Source organism: Streptomyces sp. AC512_CC834, from assembly GCF_019049325.1.
GTDB lineage: Bacteria > Actinomycetota > Actinomycetes > Streptomycetales > Streptomycetaceae > Streptomyces.
In genome coordinates this window covers 62,061-86,439 of the sequence record NZ_JAGMUO010000117.1, presented here as the reverse complement: position 1 = coordinate 86,439, position 24,379 = coordinate 62,061, and the positions used below count along the sequence as shown (strand labels likewise).

The 24,379-nt window shown below is 70.6% G+C and carries 21 protein-coding genes, 1 tRNA gene and 1 pseudogene; 9 read left to right on the top strand and 14 right to left on the bottom strand.

Going from position 1 to position 24,379, the window contains the following annotated elements; all coding sequences use genetic code 11:
• Positions 1–11: 11 nt before the first annotated feature.
• Both KUM40_RS36515 and KUM40_RS36510 read right to left on the bottom strand, forming a co-directional pair.
• Entirely contained in the window at positions 12–1,034 is a 1,023-nt protein-coding gene (locus tag KUM40_RS36515; RefSeq protein ID WP_217170616.1) for a hypothetical protein, read from the bottom strand.
• A gap of 226 nt (positions 1,035–1,260) precedes the next feature.
• A tRNA-OTHER gene (locus KUM40_RS36510) sits at positions 1,261–1,361 on the bottom strand.
• A 182-nt stretch (positions 1,362–1,543) separates the two neighbouring features.
• Here KUM40_RS36510 and KUM40_RS36505 point away from each other — a divergent pair.
• The 3 genes from KUM40_RS36505 to KUM40_RS36495 all read left to right on the top strand — a co-directional run bounded on the left by KUM40_RS36505 (position 1,544) and on the right by KUM40_RS36495 (position 5,979).
• Positions 1,544–3,013 (top strand): MFS transporter, encoded by a 1,470-nt coding sequence (locus tag KUM40_RS36505; RefSeq protein WP_217170615.1) that lies wholly within the window; start codon positions 1,544–1,546, stop codon positions 3,011–3,013.
• A gap of 202 nt (positions 3,014–3,215) precedes the next feature.
• Complete coding sequence (locus KUM40_RS36500) at positions 3,216–5,012, top strand: DEAD/DEAH box helicase (RefSeq protein WP_217170614.1); 1,797 nt, start codon at positions 3,216–3,218, stop codon at positions 5,010–5,012.
• 304 nt (positions 5,013–5,316) lie between these two features.
• Positions 5,317–5,979, top strand: a complete 663-nt coding sequence (locus KUM40_RS36495) for an IclR family transcriptional regulator (RefSeq protein ID WP_217170613.1) — start codon at positions 5,317–5,319, stop codon at positions 5,977–5,979.
• A gap of 22 nt (positions 5,980–6,001) precedes the next feature.
• Here KUM40_RS36495 and KUM40_RS41845 read toward each other — a convergent pair whose 3' ends face one another.
• The 3 genes and pseudogenes from KUM40_RS41845 to KUM40_RS36485 all read right to left on the bottom strand — a co-directional run bounded on the left by KUM40_RS41845 (position 6,002) and on the right by KUM40_RS36485 (position 7,543).
• Positions 6,002–6,256: a DUF397 domain-containing protein gene (locus KUM40_RS41845; protein WP_308401318.1), complete on the bottom strand. Its 255-nt coding sequence runs from the start codon at positions 6,254–6,256 to the stop codon at positions 6,002–6,004.
• Positions 6,242–7,009: pseudogene (locus KUM40_RS36490) on the bottom strand (Scr1 family TA system antitoxin-like transcriptional regulator); the annotation flags it as partial. The pseudogene KUM40_RS36490 and the gene KUM40_RS41845, both read right to left, overlap by 15 nt.
• A 237-nt stretch (positions 7,010–7,246) precedes the next feature.
• Positions 7,247–7,543 carry a putative quinol monooxygenase gene (locus tag KUM40_RS36485; protein WP_217170611.1) on the bottom strand — a complete coding sequence of 99 codons (297 nt, stop codon included), beginning with the start codon at positions 7,541–7,543 and terminating at the stop codon, positions 7,247–7,249.
• A gap of 110 nt (positions 7,544–7,653) precedes the next feature.
• On the opposite strand from KUM40_RS36485, the gene KUM40_RS36480 reads away from it, so the two are divergent.
• On the top strand, positions 7,654–8,229 hold the full coding sequence (locus KUM40_RS36480; RefSeq protein WP_217170610.1) for a TetR/AcrR family transcriptional regulator: 576 nt from the start codon (positions 7,654–7,656) through the stop codon (positions 8,227–8,229).
• Between the two features lie 130 nt (positions 8,230–8,359).
• Positions 8,360–9,535 carry a glycosyltransferase gene (locus KUM40_RS36475; RefSeq protein ID WP_217170609.1) on the top strand — a complete coding sequence of 392 codons (1,176 nt, stop codon included), beginning with the start codon at positions 8,360–8,362 and terminating at the stop codon, positions 9,533–9,535.
• A gap of 10 nt (positions 9,536–9,545) precedes the next feature.
• Here KUM40_RS36475 and KUM40_RS36470 read toward each other — a convergent pair whose 3' ends face one another.
• Genes KUM40_RS36470 through KUM40_RS36460 form a run of 3 tightly spaced genes read right to left on the bottom strand, consistent with a single transcriptional unit; the run spans position 9,546 to position 12,939 of the window.
• Complete coding sequence (locus KUM40_RS36470; protein ID WP_217170608.1) at positions 9,546–10,700, bottom strand: DegT/DnrJ/EryC1/StrS aminotransferase family protein; 1,155 nt, start codon at positions 10,698–10,700, stop codon at positions 9,546–9,548.
• Positions 10,697–11,932 carry an ATP-grasp domain-containing protein gene (locus KUM40_RS36465; protein ID WP_217170607.1) on the bottom strand — a complete coding sequence of 412 codons (1,236 nt, stop codon included), beginning with the start codon at positions 11,930–11,932 and terminating at the stop codon, positions 10,697–10,699. The genes KUM40_RS36470 and KUM40_RS36465 overlap by 4 nt, the downstream gene beginning before the upstream one ends.
• A 2-nt stretch (positions 11,933–11,934) precedes the next feature.
• Entirely contained in the window at positions 11,935–12,939 is a 1,005-nt protein-coding gene (locus KUM40_RS36460) for a dTDP-glucose 4,6-dehydratase (RefSeq protein ID WP_217170606.1), read from the bottom strand.
• 254 nt (positions 12,940–13,193) lie between these two features.
• Here KUM40_RS36460 and KUM40_RS36455 point away from each other — a divergent pair, with 254 nt between their 5' ends.
• Positions 13,194–14,585: a sporulation protein gene (locus KUM40_RS36455; RefSeq protein WP_308401315.1), complete on the top strand. Its 1,392-nt coding sequence runs from the start codon at positions 13,194–13,196 to the stop codon at positions 14,583–14,585.
• A 306-nt stretch (positions 14,586–14,891) separates the two neighbouring features.
• A complete protein-coding gene (locus KUM40_RS36450) occupies positions 14,892–15,671 on the top strand; it encodes a S16 family serine protease (protein ID WP_217170605.1) in 780 nt (259 codons plus the stop codon).
• Between the two features lie 16 nt (positions 15,672–15,687).
• Here the strand turns inward: KUM40_RS36450 and KUM40_RS36445 are convergent, their stop codons facing one another.
• The 5 genes from KUM40_RS36445 to KUM40_RS36425 all read right to left on the bottom strand — a co-directional run bounded on the left by KUM40_RS36445 (position 15,688) and on the right by KUM40_RS36425 (position 20,132).
• Positions 15,688–16,656 carry a glycine betaine ABC transporter substrate-binding protein gene (locus tag KUM40_RS36445; RefSeq protein ID WP_217170659.1) on the bottom strand — a complete coding sequence of 323 codons (969 nt, stop codon included), beginning with the start codon at positions 16,654–16,656 and terminating at the stop codon, positions 15,688–15,690.
• A gap of 41 nt (positions 16,657–16,697) precedes the next feature.
• Complete coding sequence (locus tag KUM40_RS36440; protein WP_217170604.1) at positions 16,698–17,645, bottom strand: ABC transporter permease; 948 nt, start codon at positions 17,643–17,645, stop codon at positions 16,698–16,700.
• Entirely contained in the window at positions 17,642–18,907 is a 1,266-nt protein-coding gene (locus KUM40_RS36435) for a betaine/proline/choline family ABC transporter ATP-binding protein (protein ID WP_217170658.1), read from the bottom strand. Before KUM40_RS36435 ends, KUM40_RS36440 begins: the two co-directional genes overlap by 4 nt.
• A gap of 13 nt (positions 18,908–18,920) precedes the next feature.
• Complete coding sequence (locus KUM40_RS36430) at positions 18,921–19,568, bottom strand: ABC transporter permease (protein ID WP_217170603.1); 648 nt, start codon at positions 19,566–19,568, stop codon at positions 18,921–18,923.
• Between the two features lie 81 nt (positions 19,569–19,649).
• A complete protein-coding gene (locus tag KUM40_RS36425) occupies positions 19,650–20,132 on the bottom strand; it encodes an Lrp/AsnC family transcriptional regulator (RefSeq protein ID WP_217170602.1) in 483 nt (160 codons plus the stop codon).
• Positions 20,133–20,256: 124 nt separating this feature from the next.
• On the opposite strand from KUM40_RS36425, the gene hppD reads away from it, so the two are divergent.
• A complete protein-coding gene (gene hppD, locus KUM40_RS36420) occupies positions 20,257–21,402 on the top strand; it encodes a 4-hydroxyphenylpyruvate dioxygenase (RefSeq protein ID WP_217170601.1) in 1,146 nt (381 codons plus the stop codon).
• Between the two features lie 7 nt (positions 21,403–21,409).
• Here hppD and KUM40_RS36415 read toward each other — a convergent pair whose 3' ends face one another.
• Entirely contained in the window at positions 21,410–22,843 is a 1,434-nt protein-coding gene (locus KUM40_RS36415; protein WP_217170600.1) for a tetratricopeptide repeat protein, read from the bottom strand.
• 91 nt (positions 22,844–22,934) lie between these two features.
• On the opposite strand from KUM40_RS36415, the gene KUM40_RS36410 reads away from it, so the two are divergent.
• Positions 22,935–24,377 (top strand): FAD-binding oxidoreductase, encoded by a 1,443-nt coding sequence (locus KUM40_RS36410; RefSeq protein ID WP_374227454.1) that lies wholly within the window; start codon positions 22,935–22,937, stop codon positions 24,375–24,377.
• Positions 24,378–24,379: the final 2 nt, after the last annotated feature.

The window sequence follows — 24,379 nt, the reverse complement described above, 5'->3', positions numbered from 1 at the left end:
CGGCGCCTGGCTCACCTCCGGCCCCTCTTGCTGCTGCTGCCCGAACCGGTGCCCGACGCACCGCGCTTGGTGCCGCCCGCCTTCGCCGACCTCGCTTCGTACGCCTGCTGGAGCCCGGCCCTCGCCCCGTTGATCGCTTCGGTGTGCCCGGGGGCGGCGACGGCGGCCCGGCCGAGAGCGGCCAGCGACTTCTCCACGTACGCCTTCCAGTAGGCGAACTGCTGCGCGGTGACGTTCTTTCCGTTGAGGCTGGCGCTCAGACGGTTCGTGTATTCGACGAGGTAATGCACGGTGCTGCCCAGGTGCGCGTCGTCGATGCCGGTCTCGCCCGTGTGCTCCAACTCCCACACATGGGCCTCGATCTCCTGCATGGGGAGCTGGAGGGTCTTCATGGTCGGTCCCCCGGTCGGGGTGTCCGCCATGGGGTCGTTGAAGATGTGCGCGTCACCGCCGTCCGCGCGGTCCTCGTCGGGAGCCAGGGACCGTTGTGCCACGTGGATGAGTTCGTGACGAAGGGTGCTGTAGAGGGCCGCCGCACCGAGGGTGAAGAGGTTGCGGTGGAAGGTCAGGGTGACCTGCTGCTCACCGGGCGACTCTCCGTCTTTGATCAGGGCCTCCTGGGTGACGGCCATGGCCTTCCCGGCCCCTGCGTCGGTGTCCTTGTAAACGATCTTGGCGTTCCTGTGCAGGTTCTTCATTCCTTCGATGCCCACCTCGTCCGTCGGAGCGGGCATCTGCTGCATGACATGCGTGAACACGTCCATCAGTAGCTGCTGACGCTCGCCCGGCGCCGCCGTGCCGATGCGCCGGACGAGCTCGGCAGGCAGGTCGGGCACTGATTCCGAGGCTCCCTCAGTGGGCGGGGCGATGGTGCCGGAAAGGATGCGCTGCACCGGCAGGCCGCCGGCGGCGGAGCCGGAACCCTGCCGCGGCCGGCCGTGCGGATGGTGACCCTCGCGCAGCATCTGCACCGCGGCCTGGTTCCCGGCGGTGTTCTGGACCTCCGTGACGCTGAGCAGCGGCGTTCTGCCCACCGTCGCCGTCGCCGTGGGAGAGGGGCCGTGCCGCGGACGGTCGGCTCCGGCGTACGGGGTCCTGGCGTCGGGCGTGCACGCGTTTCTCCTCGGAGCAGGTGTGTCGGTCACCTCTGCATACGCGGACGACGGCCACGGGACCAGAGGCTGAGGGGCAGACTCCGACGCCCGAACGGGCACGGCCCCTTCTTGTACGGCCCCTTGTTGTCCTCCCTTTGCACAAGCATGGAGGCCGTGGCGGGAATCGAACCCACGTAACTCCCCGCGAGCGGAGCTCGCTCATGGATGCCGCGCAGGCGAGCCCCTCAACCACTCGGGCACACGGCCGTGTCCGACTTCGTGACTCGACGGTAGGCGGAGCCGCGGCGGTGCTCAAGGAACCCGGGGAGGCCGCAACACGACTGCCATACCGCGTTCATGAACGGCGGGCGGTCGTACGACCAAGGTCCCGGCCCCGTACCGCCCTCCGACAGGGGTCAAAGCGCACTGTGGCCCTTACTCTGGCGACCATGACCGTCCCTGAGCCCCGCGACACCGATGTCGCCGTCCCCGCAGTCCCCACAGTCCCCGCCGAGCCCGCCGTCGGTACCGCCGCGCCCGACGAGACCGTACTGAGCCGCACCTACCGGGCGCTGAGCATCGGCATCGTCTCCGTGATCGTGCTGATCGCCTTCGAGGCGACGGCGGTCGGTACGGCGATGCCGGTGGCGGCGCGGGAGCTGGACGGGGTGTCGCTGTACGCGTTCGCGTTCTCGGGGTACTTCACGACGAGCCTGTTCGGGATGGTTCTCTCCGGCCAGTGGTCGGACCGACGGGGCCCGCTGGCACCGCTGACCTGCGGTATCGCATCCTTCGCCGCGGGTCTGGTGCTGGCCGGGACGGCCGGGGCGATGTGGCTGTTCATCCTCGGGCGGGCCGTGCAGGGGCTCGGCGGCGGGCTGGTCATCGTCGCCCTGTACGTCGTCGTCGGGCGGGCCTACCCGGAGCGGCTGCGGCCCGCGATCATGGCGGCGTTCGCGGCGGGCTGGGTCGTCCCGTCGGTGGTCGGCCCGCTGGCCTCCGGCGCGGTGACCGAACACCTCGGGTGGCGCTGGGTGTTCCTCGGCATCCCGGTGCTGGTCGTCTTCCCGCTGGCCCTCGCGCTGCCGCAGATACGCGCCCGCGCGTCCGGCGCCGTCGGCGGAGGGGAAGCGCCGGCGTCCTTCGACGGCCGCCGCATCCGCCTCGCCCTCGCCATCTCGCTGGGCGCGGGGCTGCTCCAGTACGCCGCCCAGGACCTGCGCCCCCTCTCGCTGCTGCCCGGCGCGGCGGGCGTGGCGCTGCTCGTGCCGTCGGTCCTCGGACTGCTGCCGCGCGGCACCTACCGGGCGGTGCGCGGGCTGCCCTCCGTGGTCCTGCTGCGCGGGGTGGCCGCGGGGTCCTTCATCGCCGCCGAGTCCTTCGTCCCGCTGATGCTGGTCACCCAGCGCGGACTCAGCCCCACGCTGGCCGGTCTCTCGCTGGCGGCCGGCGGGGCGACCTGGGCGGCGGGCTCCTGGCTTCAGTCCCGGCCGCGCCTGGAACCCCACCGCGAGCGCCTGATGGCCCTCGGCATGGTCCTGGTCGCGGCGGCCATCGCGACGGCGCCGAGCGTGCTGATCGACGCCGTGCCCGCCTGGACGGTGGCCGTCGCCTGGGGCTTCGGCTGCTTCGGCATGGGCCTGGTGATCTCCTCCACCAGCGTCCTCCTGCTCAAGCTCTCCGCCCCCGAGGAGGCCGGCACCAACTCCGCCGCCCTCCAGATCTCCGACGGCCTCTCCAACGTCGTACTGCTGTCGGTCGGAGGCGCCGCCTTCGCCGCCCTCGGCGGCGGCACGGTCAGCCACGCGGCCACGGAAGCCACCGGCTCCCACCCGACGGCCTTCGCGGCGGTGTTCCTGCCGATGGCGGCGGTGGCGCTGGTGGGGGCGTGGGTGGCTATGCGGGTACGGGAGAAGTGAGCCGGGTGCGGAAGAAATGAACCGGATGCGGGAGAAGCGAGCCGGGCCCGGCTGCGAGGCGGCCGGGGGAGCTGTGACGTCCGTCCCACCCGGGGGTGACCCGCCCCCGTGGGCGCGTTGAACGCGTCGGCCCGCCGGTAGGGTGGCCCGGTTGTCATACGTGGCCGAGCCGCTCCACCCCCTTCGGACCCCTTCGGAGACCGTGACTACCACCGCCAGCTCCAGCACCTCGCACCACCTGTCCCCGGCCTTCCCGGGCCGTGCCCCGTGGGGCACCGCCGGCAAGCTGCGGGCCTGGCAGGAGGGGGCGATGGAGAAGTACCTCCAGGACCAGCCCCGGGACTTCCTGGCGGTCGCCACCCCCGGCGCCGGAAAGACCACCTTCGCCCTGACGCTGGCGTCCTGGCTGCTGCACCACCACGTCGTGCAGCAGGTGACCGTCGTCGCGCCGACCGAGCACCTGAAGAAGCAGTGGGCCGAGGCCGCGGCCCGCATAGGGATCAAGCTGGACCCCGAGTACAGCGCGGGCCCGCTCAGCCGCGAGTACCAGGGCATCGCCATCACGTACGCCGGCGTCGGCGTGCGCCCCATGCTGCACCGCAACCGCGTCGAGCAGCGCAAGACCCTCGTCATCCTCGACGAGATCCACCACGCCGGTGACTCCAAGTCCTGGGGCGAGGCCTGCCTGGAGGCGTTCGAGCCGGCCACCCGCCGCCTCGCGCTCACCGGCACGCCCTTCCGCTCCGACACGAACCCGATCCCCTTCGTCGCGTACGAGGAGGGCAACGACGGCATCCGCCGCTCCGCCGCCGACTACACCTACGGCTACGGATCGGCGCTCGCCGACGGCGTGGTCCGCCCCGTCATCTTCATGAGCTACAGCGGCAACATGCGCTGGCGCACGAAGGCGGGCGACGAGATCGCCGCCCGGCTCGGCGAGCCGATGACCAAGGACGCCGTCAGCCAGGCCTGGCGCACCGCGCTCGACCCGCGCGGCGAGTGGATGCCCGCCGTGCTGCGCGCCGCCGACCAGCGGCTCACCGAGGTCAGGAAGGGCGTCCCGGACGCCGGCGCCCTCGTCATCGCCGCCGACCAGGACTCCGCCCGCTCCTACGCCAAGCTGATCCGCGAGATCACCGGCGACAAGGCCACCGTCGTCCTGTCCGACGACACCGGCGCGTCCAAGAACATCGACGACTTCAGCGCGAGCACCGACCGCTGGATGGTCGCCGTCCGCATGGTGTCCGAGGGCGTCGACGTCCCCCGCCTCGCGGTCGGCGTCTACGCCACGACGATTTCGACCCCCCTCTTCTTCGCCCAGGCAGTAGGCCGCTTCGTCCGTTCCAGGCGCCGCGGCGAGACCGCCTCCGTCTTCCTCCCCACCGTGCCCGACCTGCTCACCTTCGCGGGCGAGATGGAGCGCGAGCGGGACCACGTCCTCGACAAGCCCAAGAAGGAGGGCGAGGAGGATCCCTACGCCGAGTCCGAGAAGGAGATGGACGAGGCGAACCGGGAGCAGGACGAGGACACCGGCGAGCAGGAGCAGTTCTCCTTCGAGGCACTGGAGTCCGAGGCCACCTTCGACCGGGTGATGTACAACGGCGCCGAGTTCGGCATGCAGGCGCACCCGGGCAGCGAGGAGGAGCGGGACTACCTGGGCATCCCGGGCCTGCTGGAGCCCGACCAGGTCCAACTCCTCCTCCAGAAGCGTCAGGCCCGGCAGATCGCGCACAGCCGCAAGAAGCCGGACGACGAGGCCGACCTGCTCGAACTGCCCGCCGAACGCCGCCCGGTCGTCTCCCACAAGGAGCTGATGGAGCTGCGCAAGCAGCTCAACACCATGGTCGGCGCCTACGTCCACCAGAGCGGCAAGCCGCACGGTGTGATCCACACCGAACTGCGCCGCGTGTGCGGCGGCCCGCCCAGCGCCGAGGCCACCGGCGGTCAGCTTCGCCAGCGCATCGCCAAGGTGCAGGAGTGGGCGACGCGCATGAAGTGACGCGCGGGGGCGTGCGGCCCCGTGCGCACGCGCGATACGTATCGGGACAAACACAGGCAGTCGATAACGGTTGGCGCCCGGATTCTGGACGGAGCCTTCCGCTGAGCGGACCTGGTAGTTACTGTCCCGCTACGCACACGCCCCGTGGCAGCGCCGCCGCGGAGCGCAGCCGTGAAGCGACTGGACCCGGGCACAAGGCCGGACCGTCAGCCGATCGGCGGCCTCTGAAGCGCGTCACTGACGGGACTCGGTGACGCATCGCCGCGAGGAGGGCCGCCGACCTCACCACTAAGGAGTGGGCGTCGTGACCGCGGAGACCTCTCAGACGCTCGACCGGGGACTGCGCGTCCTCAAGCTGCTGGCCGATACGGACCACGGGCTGACCGTCACCGAGCTGTCCCACAAACTGGGCGTGAACCGGACCGTTGTCTACCGGTTGCTCGCCACGCTGGAGCAGCACGCACTCGTACGCCGCGACCTGGGCGGCCGCGCCCGCGTCGGACTCGGCGTACTGGGCCTGGGCCGCCAGGTGCACCCCCTCGTCCGCGAGGCCGCGATGCCGGCGCTGCGCTCGCTGGCCGAGGACATAGGGGCGACGGCCCACCTGACCCTGGTGGACGGCGCGGAGGCGCTGGCCGTCGCCGTCGTCGAGCCGACCTGGACGGACTACCACGTCGCCTACCGCGCCGGCTTCCGCCATCCCCTGGAACGGGGCGCCGCCGGCAAGGCGATCCTGGCCGCCCGCCAGCCGCCGCCCCAGCCCGCCGGCGAGCCCGAGGACGACCCCGGCTACACCCTCACCCACGGCGAACTGGAGGCCGGCGCGTGTGGCGCGGCGGCACCCCTCCTCGGCGTCACGGGCGTCGAGGGCAGCGTCGGCGTGGTCATGCTGGCCGACGTGGTCCCCGAACGCGTCGGCGAACGCGTCATGCACGCGGCCCGCGAGGTGGCGGAGGCCCTGCGGTGACGTCCGGCGGCGCGCGTCGGTATCAGTCGTGCGCCGCGTAAGCGACGAAGTCGCCCCAGGCAGCGGGGGAGAGGGCAAGCTGCGGGCCGCGCCTGTCCTTGGAATCCCGGATGTGGACCGCGGCGGCGCAGGTGGCGACCTCGACGCAGTCACCGTCTCCGCCGCTGCTGTAGCTGCTCTTGAACCAGGCGACAGCCACCTCGACGCAGTCGCCGTCTCCGCTGCTGCTGTAGCTGCTCTTGAACCAGGCCAGTTCAGTGCTCTGGAGGACGCTCACTTCCTTCGGGTCGGAGACGAACAGACCACCACCCTGACCCTCGTTGTAGGCGAACCATCGCGCCTCGGGCGTCTCCAGCAACTGCATGGGGCCGGCCAAGCCGGCGTGAGCCGTCCGCACCAACGGCATCACCTGCACTTCGATGTTGCGCAGCGCCGCCAGCTCCAGTACGTGGTCGATCAGTTGTCGTGTCACGTCCGCCCCGCCCGTGCACCGGAGGAACAGGTGTTCCTCAACGATGAAGCTGAACGCCGTGTTCGGCCGCTCGCGCAGCAACTTCTGCCGTTCTTCCCGTGCCACCCACTGCGCCTCGATCTGTTCGTCTCCCAGCGGAGGCAACTGGTTCTCGAACAGAGTGCGCGCATACGCCTCCGTCTGCAACAGGCCTGGAATGAGCCGGCATTCGTACGTACTGAGGCTGACGGCCGTGGCTTCCAGCCTGGCCCACTGCCGGAACCAGCTCGCGAGTCCCGGTTGCCGCGACAGATGCTGCACGGCTCCGCTGAGAATGCCTGCCGCGTCCAGCGCGTCATCGGCCCGCTGGACGTACTCCAGCGTGGGGAGGCGCCTGCCCTGCTCGACGGAGGCCACGGTCTGGACCGAGTACCGCACCTGCTCGGCCAGCTCCTCCTGCGTCAGCCCGGCCCGCCTGCGGAACCCCTTGACCACGGCCCCGAACGTCTTGAGGCTGTCGGAGACTTCAGGCTCCCCGCCCCCGCCGACCACGCCCGCATCCACCGCACCGTCCGCCATGGCGGCCACCTTCCGCACGTTCTCCCCGCCGCACACTCCCAACGCGCCCAGGGTTACAGTCGGTCACCGCCACTGTCCACTCTTCGCACTCGTACGCTGACTCTGCGTACGAGTGGCTGACCTGGTGAAGTACCGCGTCCAGTGCCACGGTGACCCCGTGATGTCGCTCCCGCCCCGCCAACTCGCTGTCGCCGTACGTATGTTCATCCGAAGCTTCAGCTCGACCAGCCGACGTGATCAGCCGATGGTGCGCAGGAGTGCGGTCTTGGGGTGCTCGCGCAGGACCTGGATCGCCTCGTTCATGCCGGACTTGGCGGCATCGTCCATGTGTGCGTGGAAGGCGTCGGCGTTCTCCCAGACCTGGATGGCGTAGAAGGCTCCGGGGTCATTGGCGTCCTCGTACTCGGTGGAGCTGATCAGGCCGAGCTTCTCGGAGGTCTGGATCGCGTGGAGCAGCGCGTCTCGGGCTTGGAGCTCCAGTCCGTCCTTGGCGTGGATCTCGATGAGGACTGTGATGGTGTTCTGGTTGCTCATGGGTGGTGCTCCCGTCTCTCCTGTGGGTTCTCCGTCGGTCCAGTCGGTCCAGTCGGTAGAATAAGATGTGTTCACGCTTCTTATTTGCCAACGGTACAACAGGAGGGGCGATGCGGCGCAGACGGGGCAAGGATCTCGAGGATGCCCTGCTGGGGGCGGCGTGGGCCGAGCTGACGGAGCGCGGGTATGCGGCGTTCACGCTGGAGGCCGTGGCGAACCGGGCCGGTACGAGTACGCCGGTGATCTACCGTCGCTGGGCCAACAAGGCGCTCATGGTCGAGGCGGCCATCGCGCACGCGAGTTCTCAGCGGGTCGTCGAGGTCCCGGACACGGGGACGCTCCGTGGTGACCTGATCGCCGTCCTGCGGGCGGCGAACGCGTCGCGGACCGACCTTCTCGTGGCGACCGTGATCCTCCTCGACGGGTACTTCGCGGACACGGGGACGAATCCGGACCAACTCCGCGAGTATGTGCTGGCGGGCCGGCGTTCGGCGGCCGAGGAGATCGTCCAGCGGGCCGTCCGGCGGGGGGAGGTGGACGCCTCCCTGCTGGAGCCGCGTCTCGTCTCGCTGCCCTTCGATCTCTTCCGGCACGAGGTCCTCATGACGCTGCGGCCCGTGTCCGACGAGGCCATCGAACGGATCGTCGACGGCATTGCGGTGCCCCTTCTGACCCGCCAGGCGTGACAGGGGTAGCGCCGGTAATGATCCAGGATTGAACGGTAGCGACGGTTCCGCTTCTGAGGGGTTGGCGAGGGTTAGGGGTCCGGCGTCCTTCGGTAACGGGAGGCGTTGGGCAGCCAGTAGGGTGCGTGAGGTGAACACTTCCTCCACGCTCCCGCGTTCGTTCCGGCTGCTGGTGACGGGGGGAGGCACTGGCGGTCATACCTACCCGGCCCTGACGGCGATCCGTACGCTGCAAGGCCGCTTCGCGGATGCGGGCGGCACGCTGGATGTCCTGTGGATCGGGACGGCGGACGGTCTCGAAGCGCGTGTCGCGCCGGCGGAGGGCATCGCCTTCAGGACGGTGGCCACGGGGAAGATCCGCCGCTCGTCGAATCCGCTCAGGATGCTGTCCGCTGCGAACGTGAAGGACATGGCGCGGGTGCCGCTCGGCGTCGCTCAGGCCCGCTCGATCGTGTCGGAGTTCCAGCCGGACGTGGTCCTGGCGACCGGCGGGTATGTGGCGGTCCCGGCCGGGCTCGCTGCGCGGCTGTGCCGGCGCCCGCTGGTCCTGCATGAGCAGACGGTCCGGCTCGGGCTGGCCAACCGGAAGCTGGCGAGTTCGGCGACGCGCATCGCGGTGTCTTCGGAGTCCTCGCTGCCGCTGCTGCCGGCCGAGGTGCGTGAGCGTGCGGTCGTCACCGGAAACCCGGTACGGCCTGAGGTGCTGGGCGGCCACGGGGACAAGGCGATCGAGGCACTGGGCCTGCACGGGTTCGACCGGCATCTGCCGACCGTGTACGTCACCGGCGGGGCCCAGGGCGCCCAGCAGATCAATCTGGTCGTCCGTGAGGTGCTGCCCTGGCTCTTGGCGCATGCGAACGTAGTCCACCAGTGCGGTCCGGCGAACGTGGACGGACTCCGGGCGGCCGCCAGCGGCCTGGATCCGGTTCTCGCCGGGCGGTACCACGTGAGCGGGTTCGTCGGGTCGGAGCTGCCGGACGTTCTGGCGCTGGCCGACGTGGTGGTGTCCCGGAGCGGCGCCGGGACCATGGCCGAGCTGACCGCGCTCGGCAAGCCGGCCGTATTCGTTCCGCTCGCCACGTCGGCCGGGAACGAGCAGGCACACAACGCCCGGCACCTGGCCGACGCCGGGGCCGCGCTCGCTCTGCTCGGCGAGGTCACCGGCCAGGCTCTCCGGGATGCGGTGGGCCCGCTCCTGACCGACCCCGCCCTGCGGGCGGGGATGGCGGAGCGTGCCCGCTCGAAGGGGCGACCGGATGCGGCGGACCGGCTCGTGGATGTGGTGCTGTCCGCAGCATCCGGCTGATTGGCCGCGTTCAGGGGCGGCCGCGTCCCGATGAACCTCCGGCGGACGTGAGGGCCTGTTCGAGCGAGGTCACCACGAGGTCGATGTCCGGCTCGGTGGGGTGCTGGTGGAACGGCAGGCTGAGGATCTCCTCACCGGCCTGTTCGGTCTCCGGCAGGTGACGCCTGAATGCGGCGAACGCTGGTTGGGTGTGGTTGGGCGGGTAGTGGACTCCGACTCCGATGTCCCGGCCCCGGAGGGCGGCGAACACCTCGTCGCGGTGAGCGATGCGGACCTGGCACAGGTGTGGCACCGCCTGGTCGACGTCGACGTCGACGAGCGTGACACCGTCCAGCGGGGCGAGGGCGTCGCGGTAGGTGCGCCACAGGTGGCGGCGGGTGTCCTCGGCGGCCTGGAAGCCGTCGAGCTGGACCAGGCCGATGGCGGCATTGAGGGCAGAGAGCTGGTAGCGCAGGCCGAAGCCCTCCACCCGGTAGCTGGTGGTGTTCGCGCGTTCGCCCTGGGACTGGACCACGCCCAAGAGCCGGGTCCTGCGGATCGTGTCGGCTTCCGCGGGCGTGCGGGGGATGACCATGCCGCCCTGGCCGCAGGTGAGGTTCTTGATCGGGCCGAACGAGAAGCAGGTCAGGGCGGTGCCGCTCGCCCCGACGCGGCGTGTGCCGTGCCGGGAGCCGAACGCGTGCGCCGCGTCCTCGATCACAACGATGCCCCGTTCGTCGAGGTCCTCCCGGATGGCGGAGAGGTCGACGGGCCGGCCGCCGAACAGGACCGGCATGACAGCGGCCGTCTTGTCGGTGACCGCCTCCAGGACTAGCTGGTGGTCCACGCACAGGGTGGCGGGGTCGATCTCGATGAACCGCGGGGTGGCGCCGACGGCCAGGATCGCCTGAATCGTCGCGCAGAACGTCATCGAGGGGACGATCACCTCGTCACCGGGGCCGGCCTTGGCGGCGAGTAGGGCGGTATGGAGGGCTGCGGTGCCGGAGGTGACGGCCACGGCATCGTGGACGCCGAGGAATTCGGCAATCCTCTGCTCGAACTCCTCGGTGACGCTGGTGTGTCCGTACTGGCCGGACTCCAGGGCCTGGGCGACGGCGGCGGCCTCCTGGCCGTAGAGGTACGGCCTGGCATTGCGCCGGGTATCCGGCTTTGACGAGTTGATCATGACTCACCCTCCGCCTTCGTGATCGGACGGATGATCGGTCGCATCAGCGCGCCGGCCGTCTCCAGAGCCGAGGACACGTCCGCGACCGACGGCCCGGCAGCGACGAACATGCCGATCTTGTGGCCGGACTGGTCGTGCGGCCGTATAAGGTCGCCCGGCTTGGCATACAGCACGACGTCGGTGATCCCGGGGATGTTGCGGGCTTCGGCGACGCCTTCCCATGCGACCAACTCGCCGTCCGTGATGAGCGGTGATCCGACCAGCTCCACCGCCGCCTGCTCGTTGCGCGTCGGCACCAGATGATCGTCGAACGGCTCGCCGAGCGCGAGTGCGACGAGCGCACCCACGACGTTCACGCCATAGGCGGCGGTGTGCACTCGCGGGATGCTGTCGCCGCTGAGACGTGGGTTGGCCTCGATGATGCGCGCCTGACCATCTGTACCAAGGACAAGGTCGAAGTTCGCCGGCCCATCGACAATGCCAAGTGCACGGCACAGCCGTTCGGCGCTCGCCTCAAGCTGGTCGTGTTCCGCCGAGGACAGCTGCACCGTGCTGATCCGCCTGACGACGAAACTCCCGGCGACAAGCTCTTGCTCCTTGACGCAGGTCATCATCGACCTGCCGTCCCGCAGGAAGAGATCAATGGTCAACTGACGGCCCTGGACGAACTCCTCAGCGATCACGGTCCGAGAGGCGGAGTAGACACGGGCGTGGGCGACGGCGGCCGGTAGGTCGTCCGGGCGGGTGACGCGGGTGACACCCTTACTTCCCGAACCATCCACAGGCTTGATCACGAGCGGGAAGCGCAGCCCCGCCGCTTTTGCGACGACCTCATCCGGATCGCTCGACGCGGTCCATCCGTATCCGGTAATGCCGCAGGCAGCGGTGATCTCGTGGAACGCGGCCTTGTCGAGGGCCACGAGTGCGCTCTTGGGGTAGACGTAGGCAGTGCCGTATCGCAGCGCCAGGGCGTGCCAACTGGCGAGCCCGGCGTCGCTCGCGCCGCATACGATCCCGGCGGGGCGTACGTCGCCCAGCGCGTCGGCGATGGCGCCGGTGTCCCGGGTGGAGATCGTCAGGGCCGCGTCGGCGAACGGAAACGCGAGAGCGTCCGACCGCATGTCCACCGCGATGGTCGGGATCTCACGGCGTCGTGCCTCCTGGTAGAGCGGGATCTGCTCCTCCGATGCACCCAGCACGATCAGCGCACCCTGTGGCCAGCTCTCAGACATGCTCAGGCTCCCTGGGCCGTGGCGAGGATGACGCGCGGACGCATGGCGGCGGACAGGGGCGGCGTCCGCCGGCCGTGGTTGTGGCGATACCACTGGACGGTCTTCTCCAGCCCTTCGTCGAGGTCGTGGGCCGGGCGGAAGCCGAGAGCGCGGATCTTGTCCCAGAGCATGGAGTACCGCAGGTCGTTGGCCTGCCGGTCGGGAATGTAGGTCACCGAGTCCCAGTCCGTGCCGCACAGGGACAGGAGCTTGGCGGTCAGGTCGCGGCTGGTGAGGTCGGTGCCGCCGCCCAGGTTGTAGATCTCGCCGGGCTTCCCGGCGCACAGCACGAGCTCGATGCCGGCGCAGTTGTCGTCCACGTGCAGCCAGTTGCGCACATGCTGTCCCTGACCGTGCAGGGTCACCTTCTCCCCGCGCAGGAGGCGGGTGACGAAGAGGGGAATGATCTTCTCGGGGAACTGGTGGGGGCCGTAGTTGTTCGAGCTGCGCGTCACGCACAGCGGCAGGCCGTAGGTCTGGAAGTGGCTCAGGGCCACGAGGTCGCTGGCGGCCTTCGACGCGGCGTAGGGGACGCCGGGCCGTAAGGGGGCGTCCTCGCCTGCTGCGCCTTCGGCCAGCGAACCGTACACCTCGTCCGTCGAGACGTGCACGAACTTCTCGATCCCGTGGCGGCCCGCGGCCGCGGCGAGGGTATGGGTCCCCAGGACGTTCGTCGTGAGGAAGCGGTCGGCCGTGGTGAGGGAACGGTCGACGTGCGATTCAGCAGCGAAGTGCACCACCACGGTGTGCCGGGCCATGAGCTCGTCCACGAGCGCGGCGTCGAGGATGTTGCCGTGGACGAAGGTCAGCCTCGGGTCGAGGAAGGCATCCCCGAGGTTCGCGGTGTTGCCTGCGTAGGTGAGCGCGTCCAGCACGGTCACCCGGGACACGTCGTCCCGGCGCAGCATCCGCCGGACGAAGTGCGAACCGATGAAGCCGGCACCGCCGGTGACGAGAATTTCGTACATCTGACACCCACTTTGGTCGTGGACCGGGAAGGGACAGCGGACCCCTCGAACACCAGACCCCTAAGTCGATGTGGGGGCCCGTTGGCGAGTCGCTGTCTGCCCTCAGGGAACCGCCGGCGCGGGGGCATGGGGAGGCGAACTATGGGGGCGAACAACGCACATCCCGTATCCCCGCCTCCCCGTCACGTCCTAGGCTCGGGTCCCGCACCTGCGGCATCCGCGTCGCAGGACAACAGCTGGTTGGAGGGGGCTCGGTGACGTCTGCAAAGGACCGCCAGAGCGATCCCAACGAGGCTCTGGCCCGGCTCGTCACCCAGGCCGGCGCGAGCCATAAATCGCTGGCCGCGCAGATCAACAAGATCGGGGCAGCGGCCGGCGTGCCCCTCAGGTACGAGCACACCAGTGTCGCCAGATGGGTGAATCTCGGAATGACCCCGCGCGGCCGGACCCCTGAGTTTCTGGCCGCTGCGCTGGGCGAACGCCTCGGCAGGCCGGTCAGCGTGGACGAAATCGGCATGTACGGCAGGTCAGGCGGAAACCCTGATATGGGGTTGGATTTCGCCCGCGACCCCGTCGATGCGATCCGCGTCGCCGCGACCTACTGGAGAACCGTGGACCGCTCCCGCCGCAAACTCATCAGCAACGGCTTCGCCATCGCCGCCTTCGCCACCCCCGTCACCCGCTGGCTGGCCAAGCCGACCGACACCCCCACCGCGCACGAAGGCGGCCGCCAGGTAGGCCGCAGCGACCTCGGCGAACTGTGGAAGGCCGCCGATGAAGCCCGCCTCTGGGACTCCCGCTACGGCGGCGGGAACTGGAAGGCCAGCTCCGTCACCGAATGCCTACGCCTGCGCGCCGCACCCCTACTGACCGGCACGTACACCGAGACCATCGGGCGCGAGCTGTTCGCGGCGACCGCTGAGCTGTCCCGTGTCGTGGGCTGGTCAGCCGTCGACACCGGTCACCACGACGTCGCCCAGCGGCACTTCGTCCAGGCCCTGCGTCTGGCGCGGGCCGCAGGCAACGTGGAGAGCGGCTGCTACGTGCTGGCCACCATGGCGCTCCAAGCATTCCTGCGCGGATGCCCCGACCAGGCCGCCGACATGGCCGAGGGCGCCTACGAGCGCGGTCTCGGCCACGCCGCACCCCGGGTGCTGGCCTTCGCGAAGCTGGCCGAGGCCCGTGCCCACGGGCGCAGCGGAAATGCCAGAGCAGCCAAGGCCGCCCTCGGCCGCACCGAAGAACTGCTCGACTCCATCCGACCCGGCAGCCACGATCCGCAGCAGCTCGCCTACATGACCCACGCCCGGCTCGCCGCCGACGCCACCGAAGTACACCGCGACCTCGCCGACCCCAAGGGCGCCTTCGCCTGGAACGAGCTGGCCGAGCCCATGCCCGCGGACCGCTTCACCCGAGCCACCGGCATCCGCATGGCCGTCCTGGCCACCAGCCACCTCCAGAACCGCGAACTCGAAGCCGGCCTCACAGCAGCGAACACCTCACTGCGCATCCTCAGCACCGTTCACTCCGCCCGAGCCCACAGCTACCTCCACGACGTCACCCGCGCCCTCGCACCGTGGAAGGCGCACCCCGAGGTCGGCGACCTGATCCAGCGCACACGCACCGAACTGCCCGCCGCGGCGTGACCCCTGCGGACCGCCGCTGAGCAGATCACACCGCGCGGTGGGTGTCCGTGACGGCGGATAGCTCTCTTGCCAGCCTCACCAACGGACGGGGCCCGGCGACCCGGTCCCAGACGCTCTACCTAGCGAAGGAAGGCCACGCCCTGAGCTGGATCTCGTGCGTGGCATTCGAGGCGTTCCATCGAGGACGGTCGCCTCCAGCCGGGGGACCGTCGCTACCGTTCAATCCTGGAGCGTTACCGGCGCTACCCCTGACAGGCGCGACAGGCGCCCGGTCCGGGCAGGACGACCTCGCGTTAGATTGACTCCGTGCTCTCTCGTCTCACGCGTCCCCAGGTCCTCGCCGTATGCGGGCTTCCCGTCGTGGCGCTGCTCGCGACCGCCGTGTTCGCGCCGCTGCCGTTCTCCGTGGCGCAGCCGGGGCTGACGGCCGATGTGCTGGGCAAGAACCAGGGGGCCGAGGTGATCACGATCAGCGGCGCGCCGACGGACGACACCAGCGGGCAACTGCGGATGACGACGATCCAGGCGACCGGGCCGGACGCGAGTGTTCATCTCGGCGACGTGCTCAGTAGCTGGTTCGACACCGACCGGGCCGTCATGCCGCGCGACGCCGTGTACCCGAGCGGCGACGACGTGAGCGAGATCGAGGAGTACAACCGGGAGCAGATGGAGGAGTCGCAGGACTCGGCCACCGCGGCCGCGCTCCGGTACCTCCGGATGGACAAGGACGATGTCGACGTTGAGCTGCGGCTCGAGGACGTCGGCGGGCCCAGTGCCGGGCTGCTGTTCTCCCTCGGCATCGTCGACAAGCTCGGCGCCGGGGACCTCGCCGCAGGCAAGGTCATCGCCGGGACCGGGACCATCACCGACGGCGGCAAGGTCGGTGCCGTGGGCGGGGTGCCGCTCAAGACGCAGGCCGCGCGGCGGGACGGGGCGACCGTCTTCCTCGTACCGAAGGCGGAGTGCTCGGACGCGCAGGCCGAGCTGCCGAAGGGGCTCCGGCTGATCCCCGTCACCACCCTCAAGGGCGCCGTCGACTCGCTCAAGGCGCTGGAGAGCGGGAAGGGCAGCGTCCCCTCCTGCTGAGCACCGCCGCCCCCGTCTAGCCCTCCTTCACGAAGCCCTTCTCCTTCATCCAGTCCAGCGCCACCTGGTGCGGATCCTCGCCGTCCACGTCGACCTTCGCGTTCAGGGTCTGGGCCACGTCGTTGGTCAGCGCCTTGGTGACCGGGTCCAGGACGGAGGCGATCGCCGGCCACTTCTCCAGGGTGGCGGTGCGGACCATGGGCGCCGCGTTGTAGTTCGGGAAGAACTTCTTGTCGTCCTCCATCACCACCAGGTTCATGGACTTGATCCGCCCGTCGGTGGTGTACACCTCGCCGTAGGTGCAGGCGCCCTCCGCGGTCTGGGTGTAGATGATGCCGGTGTCCATCTGGGTGATGTTCCCGGCCGGGATGGACATGTCGTACGCCTTCTCCAGGCCCGGCAGGCCGTCGGCCCGGTTGGCGAACTCGCCCTCCACGCACAGCGTCACCGCACCCGGGTCCGACTTCGCCAGCTCGGCCACCTCCGAGAGGGTCTTCGTCTTGTACTTCTTGTAGTTGGCCTGGTTCATCGCCAGGGCGTACGTGTTGTTCAGGCGGGCCGGCTCCAGCCACGTCAGCCCTTTCTTCGCGTCGGCCTCCTTCACCGCCTCCCACTGCTGCCGCGGGTCGGGGATCGGCTTGCTGTGGCCCAGGTACGTGATCCAGGCGGTGCCCGTGTACTCGTACGTGGCGTCGGCGTCGCCGTTCTCGACCGCCGCGCGGGTGCCGACGGAGCCCTGGATGCCCGTGCGGTCGAGCACCTCCGCGCCGGCCGCCTCGAAGGCGATGCCCATGATCGCGCCGAGGACCAACTGCTCGGTGAACTCCTTCGAGGTGACCGTGAGATCGGCGCCGTCCAGCGGGCGTCCCTTTCCGATGGAGCCGGGCTCGACGTCGTCGACCATGGGGGAGCCGCTCGTCAGGCCGCAGCCGGCGGGAGCCGCCAGGACGGCCGCGGCCAGCAGCAGACACGTCCGCCGTCTCAGCCGGGTCAGCCGTTTCAGCCGTCTCGGCGGTGTGAGCCGTCTCATGTCTCCACCTCCAGTCCCCGCGGGCGCAGCAGCAGTTCGGTGAGCGAGGCCAGCCAGTCCACCAGCAGCGCGAGGGCGACGGTGAGGATCGAGCCCAGTACCAGCACCGGCATCCGCTGGCTGGTGATCCCCGTGGTGATCAGCACGCCCAGGCCACCGCCGCCGCCGAAGGTCGCCAGCGTCGCCGTACCGACGTTCAGGACGAGGGCCGTGCGCACGCCGGCCAGGATCAGCGGGACGGCCAGCGGGAGTTCCACCCGGGTGAGTACGCCCAGCGGCGACATGCCGATGCCGGTGGCCGCCTCCAGGAGCGTCGGGTCGTTCGCCTTCAGGCCGGCGATGGTGTTGGAGAGCACCGGCAGGATCGCGTAGATGATGATGCCGATCAGGGCGGCCCTGCGGCCGATGCCCAGCCAGATCACCAGCAGCGCCAGCAGACCGATCGCCGGGGTCGCCTGGCCCATGTTGGCGAACGCCATCGCCACCGGCGTGGCCTTCCGGAACATCCGCCGGGTGAGCAGGATGCCCAGCGGGATCGCGATGATCAGTACGAAGAAGGTGGAGATCACCGTCAGTTGGACGTGCTGCCACAGGGCCTTGGTGACCTGGCCGTTCGACAGGGCGTTGCGGCTGAGCGCGTCCAGGTCGGCCTGCTGGAACCACAGCCAGGTCGCCAGCAGCACGGCGATCAGGACCACGGGCAGGAAGGTCAGTTTCCGCCACCCGACCCGGGGCCGGGCCGCCGCGGCAGCCGGGGACGGCGGGGACGGCGGTGACTGCGCCGCGTCCTCCCCGGCGCCCCTGCCCCCGCCCTCGCCCCCGTCCTCGCCTCCGCCTCCGCCGCCCTCGCCTCCGCCTCCGCCGTCGTCCCGGAAGGCCAGCCCCTTGACCTCGTGCTCGCCCGCGGGGCGGCGGCCGGGGGAGGGGCGCGAAGAGCTGCTCACGCCCCGCCCCCGTCCCCTACGAAGCCCTCCTGCTCGCTGTGCGTCTGCGTGGCCCGGGTCTCCTCGAGGTCGTGCTGGTGCTCCAGCGCGTCGAGCCGGTCGGCCTCCAGCAGCTCGTGCACGGAGTTCATCAGCGTCTCCATGTCGACGACGCCCTCGTACGTGCCGCGCCGCCCGGTGACCGCGACCCGCCCCGCGTTGTCGGTGAGCACCGCCTCCAACGCGTCCCGCAGCGTCGCGTCCCGGGTCACCGTGTCGTGGACCAGCGTCCCGGCCCGCGCCAGCGAGCCCCTGGCCCGCATCAGGTCGCCGCGCCGCAGCCACTTGTAGGGGCGCCCGCGCCGGTCGAGGAGCAGGATCTCGTTGGTGCCCGACTCCCGCAGCCGGTCGAAGATGTGCTGGAGCGGGTCCTCCACGGTCACCGTCGGGTAGTCCGTGATGCCGACGTCCCGCACCCGGGTCAGGTTCAGCCGCTTCAGCGCCGCGCCCGCGCCCACGAAGCCGGAGACGAAGTCGTCCGCCGGGTTGGTGAGGATGGCCTCCGGGGTGTCGAACTGCGCGATGTGGGAGCGTTCGCGCAGCACCGCGATCCGGTCGCCCAGCTTGATCGCCTCGTCGAAGTCGTGGGTGACGAAGACGATCGTCTTGTGCAGTTCGTGCTGGAGGCGGATCAGCTCGTCCTGGAGGTGGTCCCGGGTGATCGGGTCGACCGCGCCGAACGGCTCGTCCATCAGCAGTACGGGCGGATCGGCCGCCAGCGCCCGTGCCACGCCCACCCGCTGCTGCTGGCCGCCGGACAACTGGCGCGGATAGCGGCCGTGGAACTCCCCGGCGTCGAGACCGACCAGGTCGAGCATCTCCTCCACCCGCGCGCGGATGCGGGACTTCGACCAGCCGATCATCTTCGGTACGAGGGCGATGTTCTGGGCGACGGTCATGTGCGGGAAGAGACCGGAGGACTGGATCGCGTAGCCGACCTTGCGGCGCAGCTTCACCGGGTCGATGTCGGTGACGTCCTCGCCGTTGATGCGGATGCGGCCGCCGCTGGGCTCGATCAACCGGTTGATCATCTTCAGGGTGGTGGACTTCCCGCAGCCCGAGGGGCCGACGAGGATGACCGTCTCGCCGGCCTTGATCTCCATCGACACGTTCTCGACGGCCGGCTGCGGATTGCCCGGGTAGCGCTTGGTGAGGGAATCCAGCTCGATCGTCGCCCCGGTGGTGTCGCCGGCGGCCGCCTTGCCGTGGTCGTTCTCGGTCACGGACTGAGCTGTCTCAGGCACGAATCCCCCTCGGAATGGTCAGGCGTCCGAGCAGCACGTACGCCGCGTCGAACAACAGGGCCAGGACGATGATCCCGAGCGTGCCCGCGAGCACCTGGTTGAGCGCGTTCTTGCTGCCCAGCGAGGCGATCCCGCGGAAGATCTCGTTGCCCAGGCCAGGACCCGAGGCGTAGGCGGCGATCGCCGCGATGCCCATCAGCATCTGCGTGGAGACCCGGATGCCGGTCAGGATCGGCGGCCACGCCAGCGGCAGCTCCACCCGCAGCAGCCGCGCCGGACGCGACATCCCGATGCCCTTGGCCGCGTCCACCAGCGCCGGGTCGACCCCGCGCAGGCCGACGATCGCGTTGCGCACGATCGGCAGCAGCCCGTACAGCGTCAGCGCGGTCACCGTCGGCGGCACGCCCAGGCCCACGATCGGGATGAGCAGACCGATCATGGCCAGCGCCGGGATGGTGAGGATGGTGGACGTGGTCAGGGTCGCCAGGTTCCCCGCCCACTCGCTGCGGTAGGTGACGACGCCGACCAGGACGCCGATCAGGGTCGCCACGACCATGCACTGGAAGACGGCGCTCGCGTGCTGGTAGGCGTCGGCGAGCAACTGCTGGTGCCGGTTGCCCAGGAAGTCCCAGAAGTTCACGTCCGCTCACCTCCGGGATCGGGTCGGCCTCAGTCACTCAGTCACTCAGTCGGTCTGGGTCACTCAGTCGGTCTCGGTCACTCAGTCGTGTCCGCCGCTGTCCTCGGCCGCCTGCTCCACCAGCGGGATGATCCGCAGCGGAACCGGGTTCTCCATGACGATCGCCGTGGCGGCCCGGACGATGCCATCAAAACCGACAACCCGGTCGATCACCCGCTGGAGATCGGCGTTCGAGCGGGCCACGAGGCGGCACAGCATGTCCCCGGTGCCGGTCGTGGTGTGCAGCTCCAGCACCTCCGGCACGTTCGCCAAGTGCGCCCGTACGTCGGCTCCTTGGCCCTGTCGGATCTCCAGCGTGGCGAACGCGGTCACCGGGTATCCGAGGGCCGCCGGGTCCACGTCAGGACCGAAGCCGCGGATGACTCCGTTCGACTGAAGCCGGTCGAGCCGGGCCTGCGCGGTACCGCGCGCCACCCCCAGCCGCCGGGACATCTCCAGCACCCCGATCCGCGGCTCCCGCGCCAGCAGCCCGATGATCCGCCCGTCCAGTCGATCGATCGCCATGTCACGCCCTCCCGGCTGGTCATCCTGTACACATCGCCCGCACCCACCGGCGTATCACTGGTCAGGTTGCCCACTGAAAACGCAAACTATTGCGCACCTTGCAGACACGGGAGACGCTGCGACTATGACGCAGACCACACACCACACTCCCGACACCGCCCGGCAGGCCGATCCCTTCCCGGTCAAGGGAATGGACGCGGTCGTCTTCGCCGTGGGCAACGCCAAGCAGGCCGCGCACTACTACTCCACCGCCTTCGGCATGCGACTGGTCGCCTACTCCGGACCGGAGAACGGCAGCCGGGAGACCGCGAGCTACGTCCTGGAGAGCGGCTCCGCCCGCTTCGTGTTCACCTCCGTGATCAGGCCCTCGACCGACTGGGGCCGCTTCCTGGCCGAGCACGTCGCCGCGCACGGCGACGGCGTCGTCGACCTCGCCATCGAGGTCCCGGACGCGCGCGCCGCCCACGCCTACGCCGTCGAGCACGGCGCCCGCTCGCTCGCCGAGCCGCACGAGGTCAAGGACGAGCACGGCACCGTCGTCCTCGCCGCGATCGCCACGTACGGCGAGACCCGCCACACCCTCGTCGAGCGCACCGGCTACGACGGCCCGTACCTGCCCGGCTACGCCGCCGCCAAGCCGATGGTCGCCCCGCCCGAGCAGCGTGTCTTCCAGGCTGTGGACCACTGCGTCGGCAACGTCGAACTCGGCCGCATGAACGAGTGGGTCGGCTTCTACAACAAGGTCATGGGCTTCACGAACATGAAGGAGTTCGTGGGCGACGACATCGCCACCGAGTACAGCGCGCTGATGTCGAAGGTCGTGGCCGACGGCACCCTCAAGGTCAAGTTCCCGATCAACGAGCCCGCCGTCGCCAAGAAGAAGTCCCAGATCGACGAGTATCTGGAGTTCTACGGTGGCGCCGGCGTCCAGCACATCGCGCTGAACACCAACGACATCGTGCAGACCGTCCGCGCGATGCGGGCGGCCGGCGTCGAGTTCCTGAACACCCCCGACTCGTACTACGACACGCTCGGCGAGTGGGCAGGCGAGACCCGGGTGCCCGTCGACACGCTGCGCGAGCTGAAGATCCTCGTCGACCGCGACGAGGACGGCTACCTGCTGCAGATCTTCACCAAGCCGGTCCAGGACCGTCCGACCGTCTTCTTCGAGATGATCGAACGCCACGGCTCGATGGGCTTCGGCAAGGGCAACTTCAAGGCCCTGTTCGAGGCGATCGAGCGCGAGCAGGACAAGCGCGGCAACCTCTGAGCCGACGCTACGCGGGCGGGCCCTCCAGCGAGGGCTCGCCCAGCTCCGCCAGTGCCCGCTTCGCCTCCGGCGCCCGCAGCGGCGAGAAGTACGGGTTGATCATCAGCGCCTCCCGCAGATGCCGCCGCGCGGGCCCGGACCGCTCCAGCTCCTTCTCGATCACCCCCCGGTGGAACACGTACAGCGCGCTGCGCACCCCGCCGCCCTTCTCACCCTCCGTCGCGATCGTCGCGAACTCCAGCGCCTCCTCGTCGGCGCCGGTGCGGTGCAGCGCCCAGCCCAGCGCGTCGGCGACCGCGATCCCCGGCTGCCGCCCCCACTCGGCCCGCAGGAGACGCACCGCCGTCGCCGGGTCCCCGTGGTCCGCCTCCAGACGCCCCAGCACCAGCCGCTCGTCGGCCCCGGCGGCCTCCGCGCTCCGTACCCGGTCCCGCAGCAGGTCGTACTCCACCCGCGCGGCCTGCCCGAGGTCCAGCGACTCGTACAGCTCGCCCAGCTCCAGCGCGTACTCCGGGCTCGGCCGCTTGGCCAGCGCCGCCTGGTACGCGGACAGCGCGTCCGTCGTGCGGCCCAGCGCCGCCAGCGCCCGGCCCTGCCCGGCCTGCGCGGCCCGCTGGTCGGGGTCGGTGCGCAGCGCCTCCTGGAAGAACCGCAGCGCCTCCTCGCGGTCCCCGCGCTCGAACGCCAGCCGCCCGGCCTGCTCCAGGTATGCCGCCCGCTCGGCCGGTGCCTCGGCCGCCGCCGCCGCGTCCGAGATCCGGGCCGCCGCGTCGTCCCGCCAGCCCCGGTCCCGGTAGACGGCCGCGGCCAGCGCGCCCACGGCCGGAGTGCCCGGGCGCAGCTCCATCACCTTGTCCAGGGCCCGGCCCACGCCCTTGTGGTCGCCGAGTCCGGTGTACGCGTCGATCAGCACCGCGTGCGCCGACCACCGCTTCGGCGCCGCCTTCACCGCGCTCTCGCCCCACTTCTTCGCCGCCGGGAAGTCCCGGCGCGCCACCGACAGCGCCGCGAGCCCCTCCAGGGCCTGCGGATTGCGCTTCGCCCCGGTCTTCAGCGAGGTGCGCAGCGCCTTCTCGGCCTTCGGCCAGTTCGCGGCGTCCTCCGTCCGGCGGCCCTGCTCGACGTAGGCCGCGCCCAGCACCGCCCACGACGCCCCGTCCAGCGGATGCGCCCGCAGGTGGGTCTCCCGGTCCCCGATCAGCACCGCCAGGTCGCCCAGCGCGGCCGGCACCCCCGTGGTGACCGCGCCCCGGGCCACCGCCGCAGGACCCGGCGCTGGCGGGGGAGCGTCGCCCCCGCCCCAGGGCAGCAGCACCAGGACCCCGCCGAGTACGGCGGTCCCGGCGACGGAGGCGATCAGGACCCGGCGACCGCGGCGGGATCGCCGCCCGCGTCCGGTCTCCTTCTGCACGACGTCCTGCATGGCGTCCGTGGCGTCCATGGCGCTCACTGTGCGTCAATACGACGATCGCACCGGGCAGGCGGCGGGTGCCGTCGACGGGGTTCACACCGATGGCCCCGGGTGCGAACCTGTGATCATGAGCCGTATCGAAGCGCCTCGCGACGAAGACGACGCGGCCTCCGAGGCCGGCGCGGCCGCGGCGGTCGACAGCACCCTCGTCGACCGGCTGGTGGCCGGACTGCCCGCCGGGTCCGTCCTCACCGACCCCGACGTCACGGCCTCCTACGCCAACGACATGGCGAGCTTCTGCCCGGCCGGCGCCCCCGCGGTCGTCGTCCTGCCGCGCACCGTGGAGGACGTCCAGCACGTCATGCGCACCGCCACCGAGCTGCGCGTCCCCGTCGTCCCGCAGGGCGCCCGCACCGGCCTGTCCGGCGCGGCCAACGCCACCGACGGCTGCGTGGTCCTCTCCCTGACGAAGATGGACCGCATCCTGGAGATCAACCCGGTCGACCGCGTCGCCGTCGTCGAACCGGGCGTCGTCAACGCCGCGCTCTCCCGCGCGGTGAACGAGCACGGCCTCTACTACCCGCCGGACCCCTCAAGCTGGGAGATGTGCACGATCGGCGGCAACATCGGCACCGCCTCCGGCGGCCTGTGCTGCGTCAAGTACGGGGTGACCGCCGAGTACGTCCTCGGCCTGGACGTCGTCCTCGCCGACGGCCGCCTGATGTCCACCGGCCGCCGCACCGCCAAGGGCGTCGCCGGGTACGACCTCACCCGGCTCTTCGTCGGCTCCGAGGGCTCCCTCGGCATCGTCGTACGGGCGGTCCTCGCGCTGCGCCCCAAGCCGCCCGAGCAGTTGGTGCTGGCCGCCGAGTTCGCCTCCGCGTCGGCCGCCTGCGACGCGATCTGCCGGATCATGGAGGGAGGGCACGTCCCGTCCCTCCTCGAACTGATGGACCGTACGACGGTCAAGGCGGTCAACGACCTCGCCCACATGGGCCTGCCGGAGACCACCGAGGCGCTGCTGCTCGCCGCCTTCGACACCACCGACCCGGCAGGCGACCTCGCCGCCGTCGGCGCGCTGTGCGAGGCCGCGGGCGCCACGCAGGTGGTACCGGCCGAGGACGCGGCCGAGTCCGAACTCCTCCTCCAGGCGAGGCGGCTGGCGCTCACCGCGCTGGAGTCGGTCAAGGGCACGACGATGATCGACGACGTGTGCGTGCCCCGCTCCCGGCTCGGCGCCATGCTGGAGGGCATCGAGCGCATCGCCGTGAAGTACGACCTCACCATCGGGGTCTGCGCCCACGCGGGCGACGGCAACACCCACCCCACGGTCTGCTTCGACGCCTTGGACCCCGACGAGTCCCGGCGGGCCCGCGAGTCCTTCGACGAGATCATGGCCCTCGGCCTGGAGCTCGACGGCACCATCACCGGCGAGCACGGCGTGGGGGTACTGAAGAAGGAGTGGCTGGCGCGGGAGATCGGCCCGGTGGGCCTGGAGATGCAGCGGGCCGTCAAACAGGTCTTCGACCCGCTGGGCCTCCTCAACCCGGGCAAGCTCTTCTGACC

Coding starts and splice junctions, on each gene's coding strand:
- hppD (WP_217170601.1), top strand. CDS start 20,257: ATGACGCAGACCACACACCACACTCCCGACACCGCCCGGCAGGCCGAT.
- KUM40_RS36485 (WP_217170611.1), bottom strand. CDS start 7,543: ATGAGCAACCAGAACACCATCACAGTCCTCATCGAGATCCACGCCAAG.
- KUM40_RS36465 (WP_217170607.1), bottom strand. CDS start 11,932: ATGTCTGAGAGCTGGCCACAGGGTGCGCTGATCGTGCTGGGTGCATCG.
- KUM40_RS36425 (WP_217170602.1), bottom strand. CDS start 20,132: ATGGCGATCGATCGACTGGACGGGCGGATCATCGGGCTGCTGGCGCGG.
- KUM40_RS36480 (WP_217170610.1), top strand. CDS start 7,654: ATGCGGCGCAGACGGGGCAAGGATCTCGAGGATGCCCTGCTGGGGGCG.
- KUM40_RS36415 (WP_217170600.1), bottom strand. CDS start 22,843: ATGGACGCCACGGACGCCATGCAGGACGTCGTGCAGAAGGAGACCGGA.
- KUM40_RS36470 (WP_217170608.1), bottom strand. CDS start 10,700: ATGATCAACTCGTCAAAGCCGGATACCCGGCGCAATGCCAGGCCGTAC.
- KUM40_RS36460 (WP_217170606.1), bottom strand. CDS start 12,939: ATGTACGAAATTCTCGTCACCGGCGGTGCCGGCTTCATCGGTTCGCAC.
- KUM40_RS36505 (WP_217170615.1), top strand. CDS start 1,544: ATGACCGTCCCTGAGCCCCGCGACACCGATGTCGCCGTCCCCGCAGTC.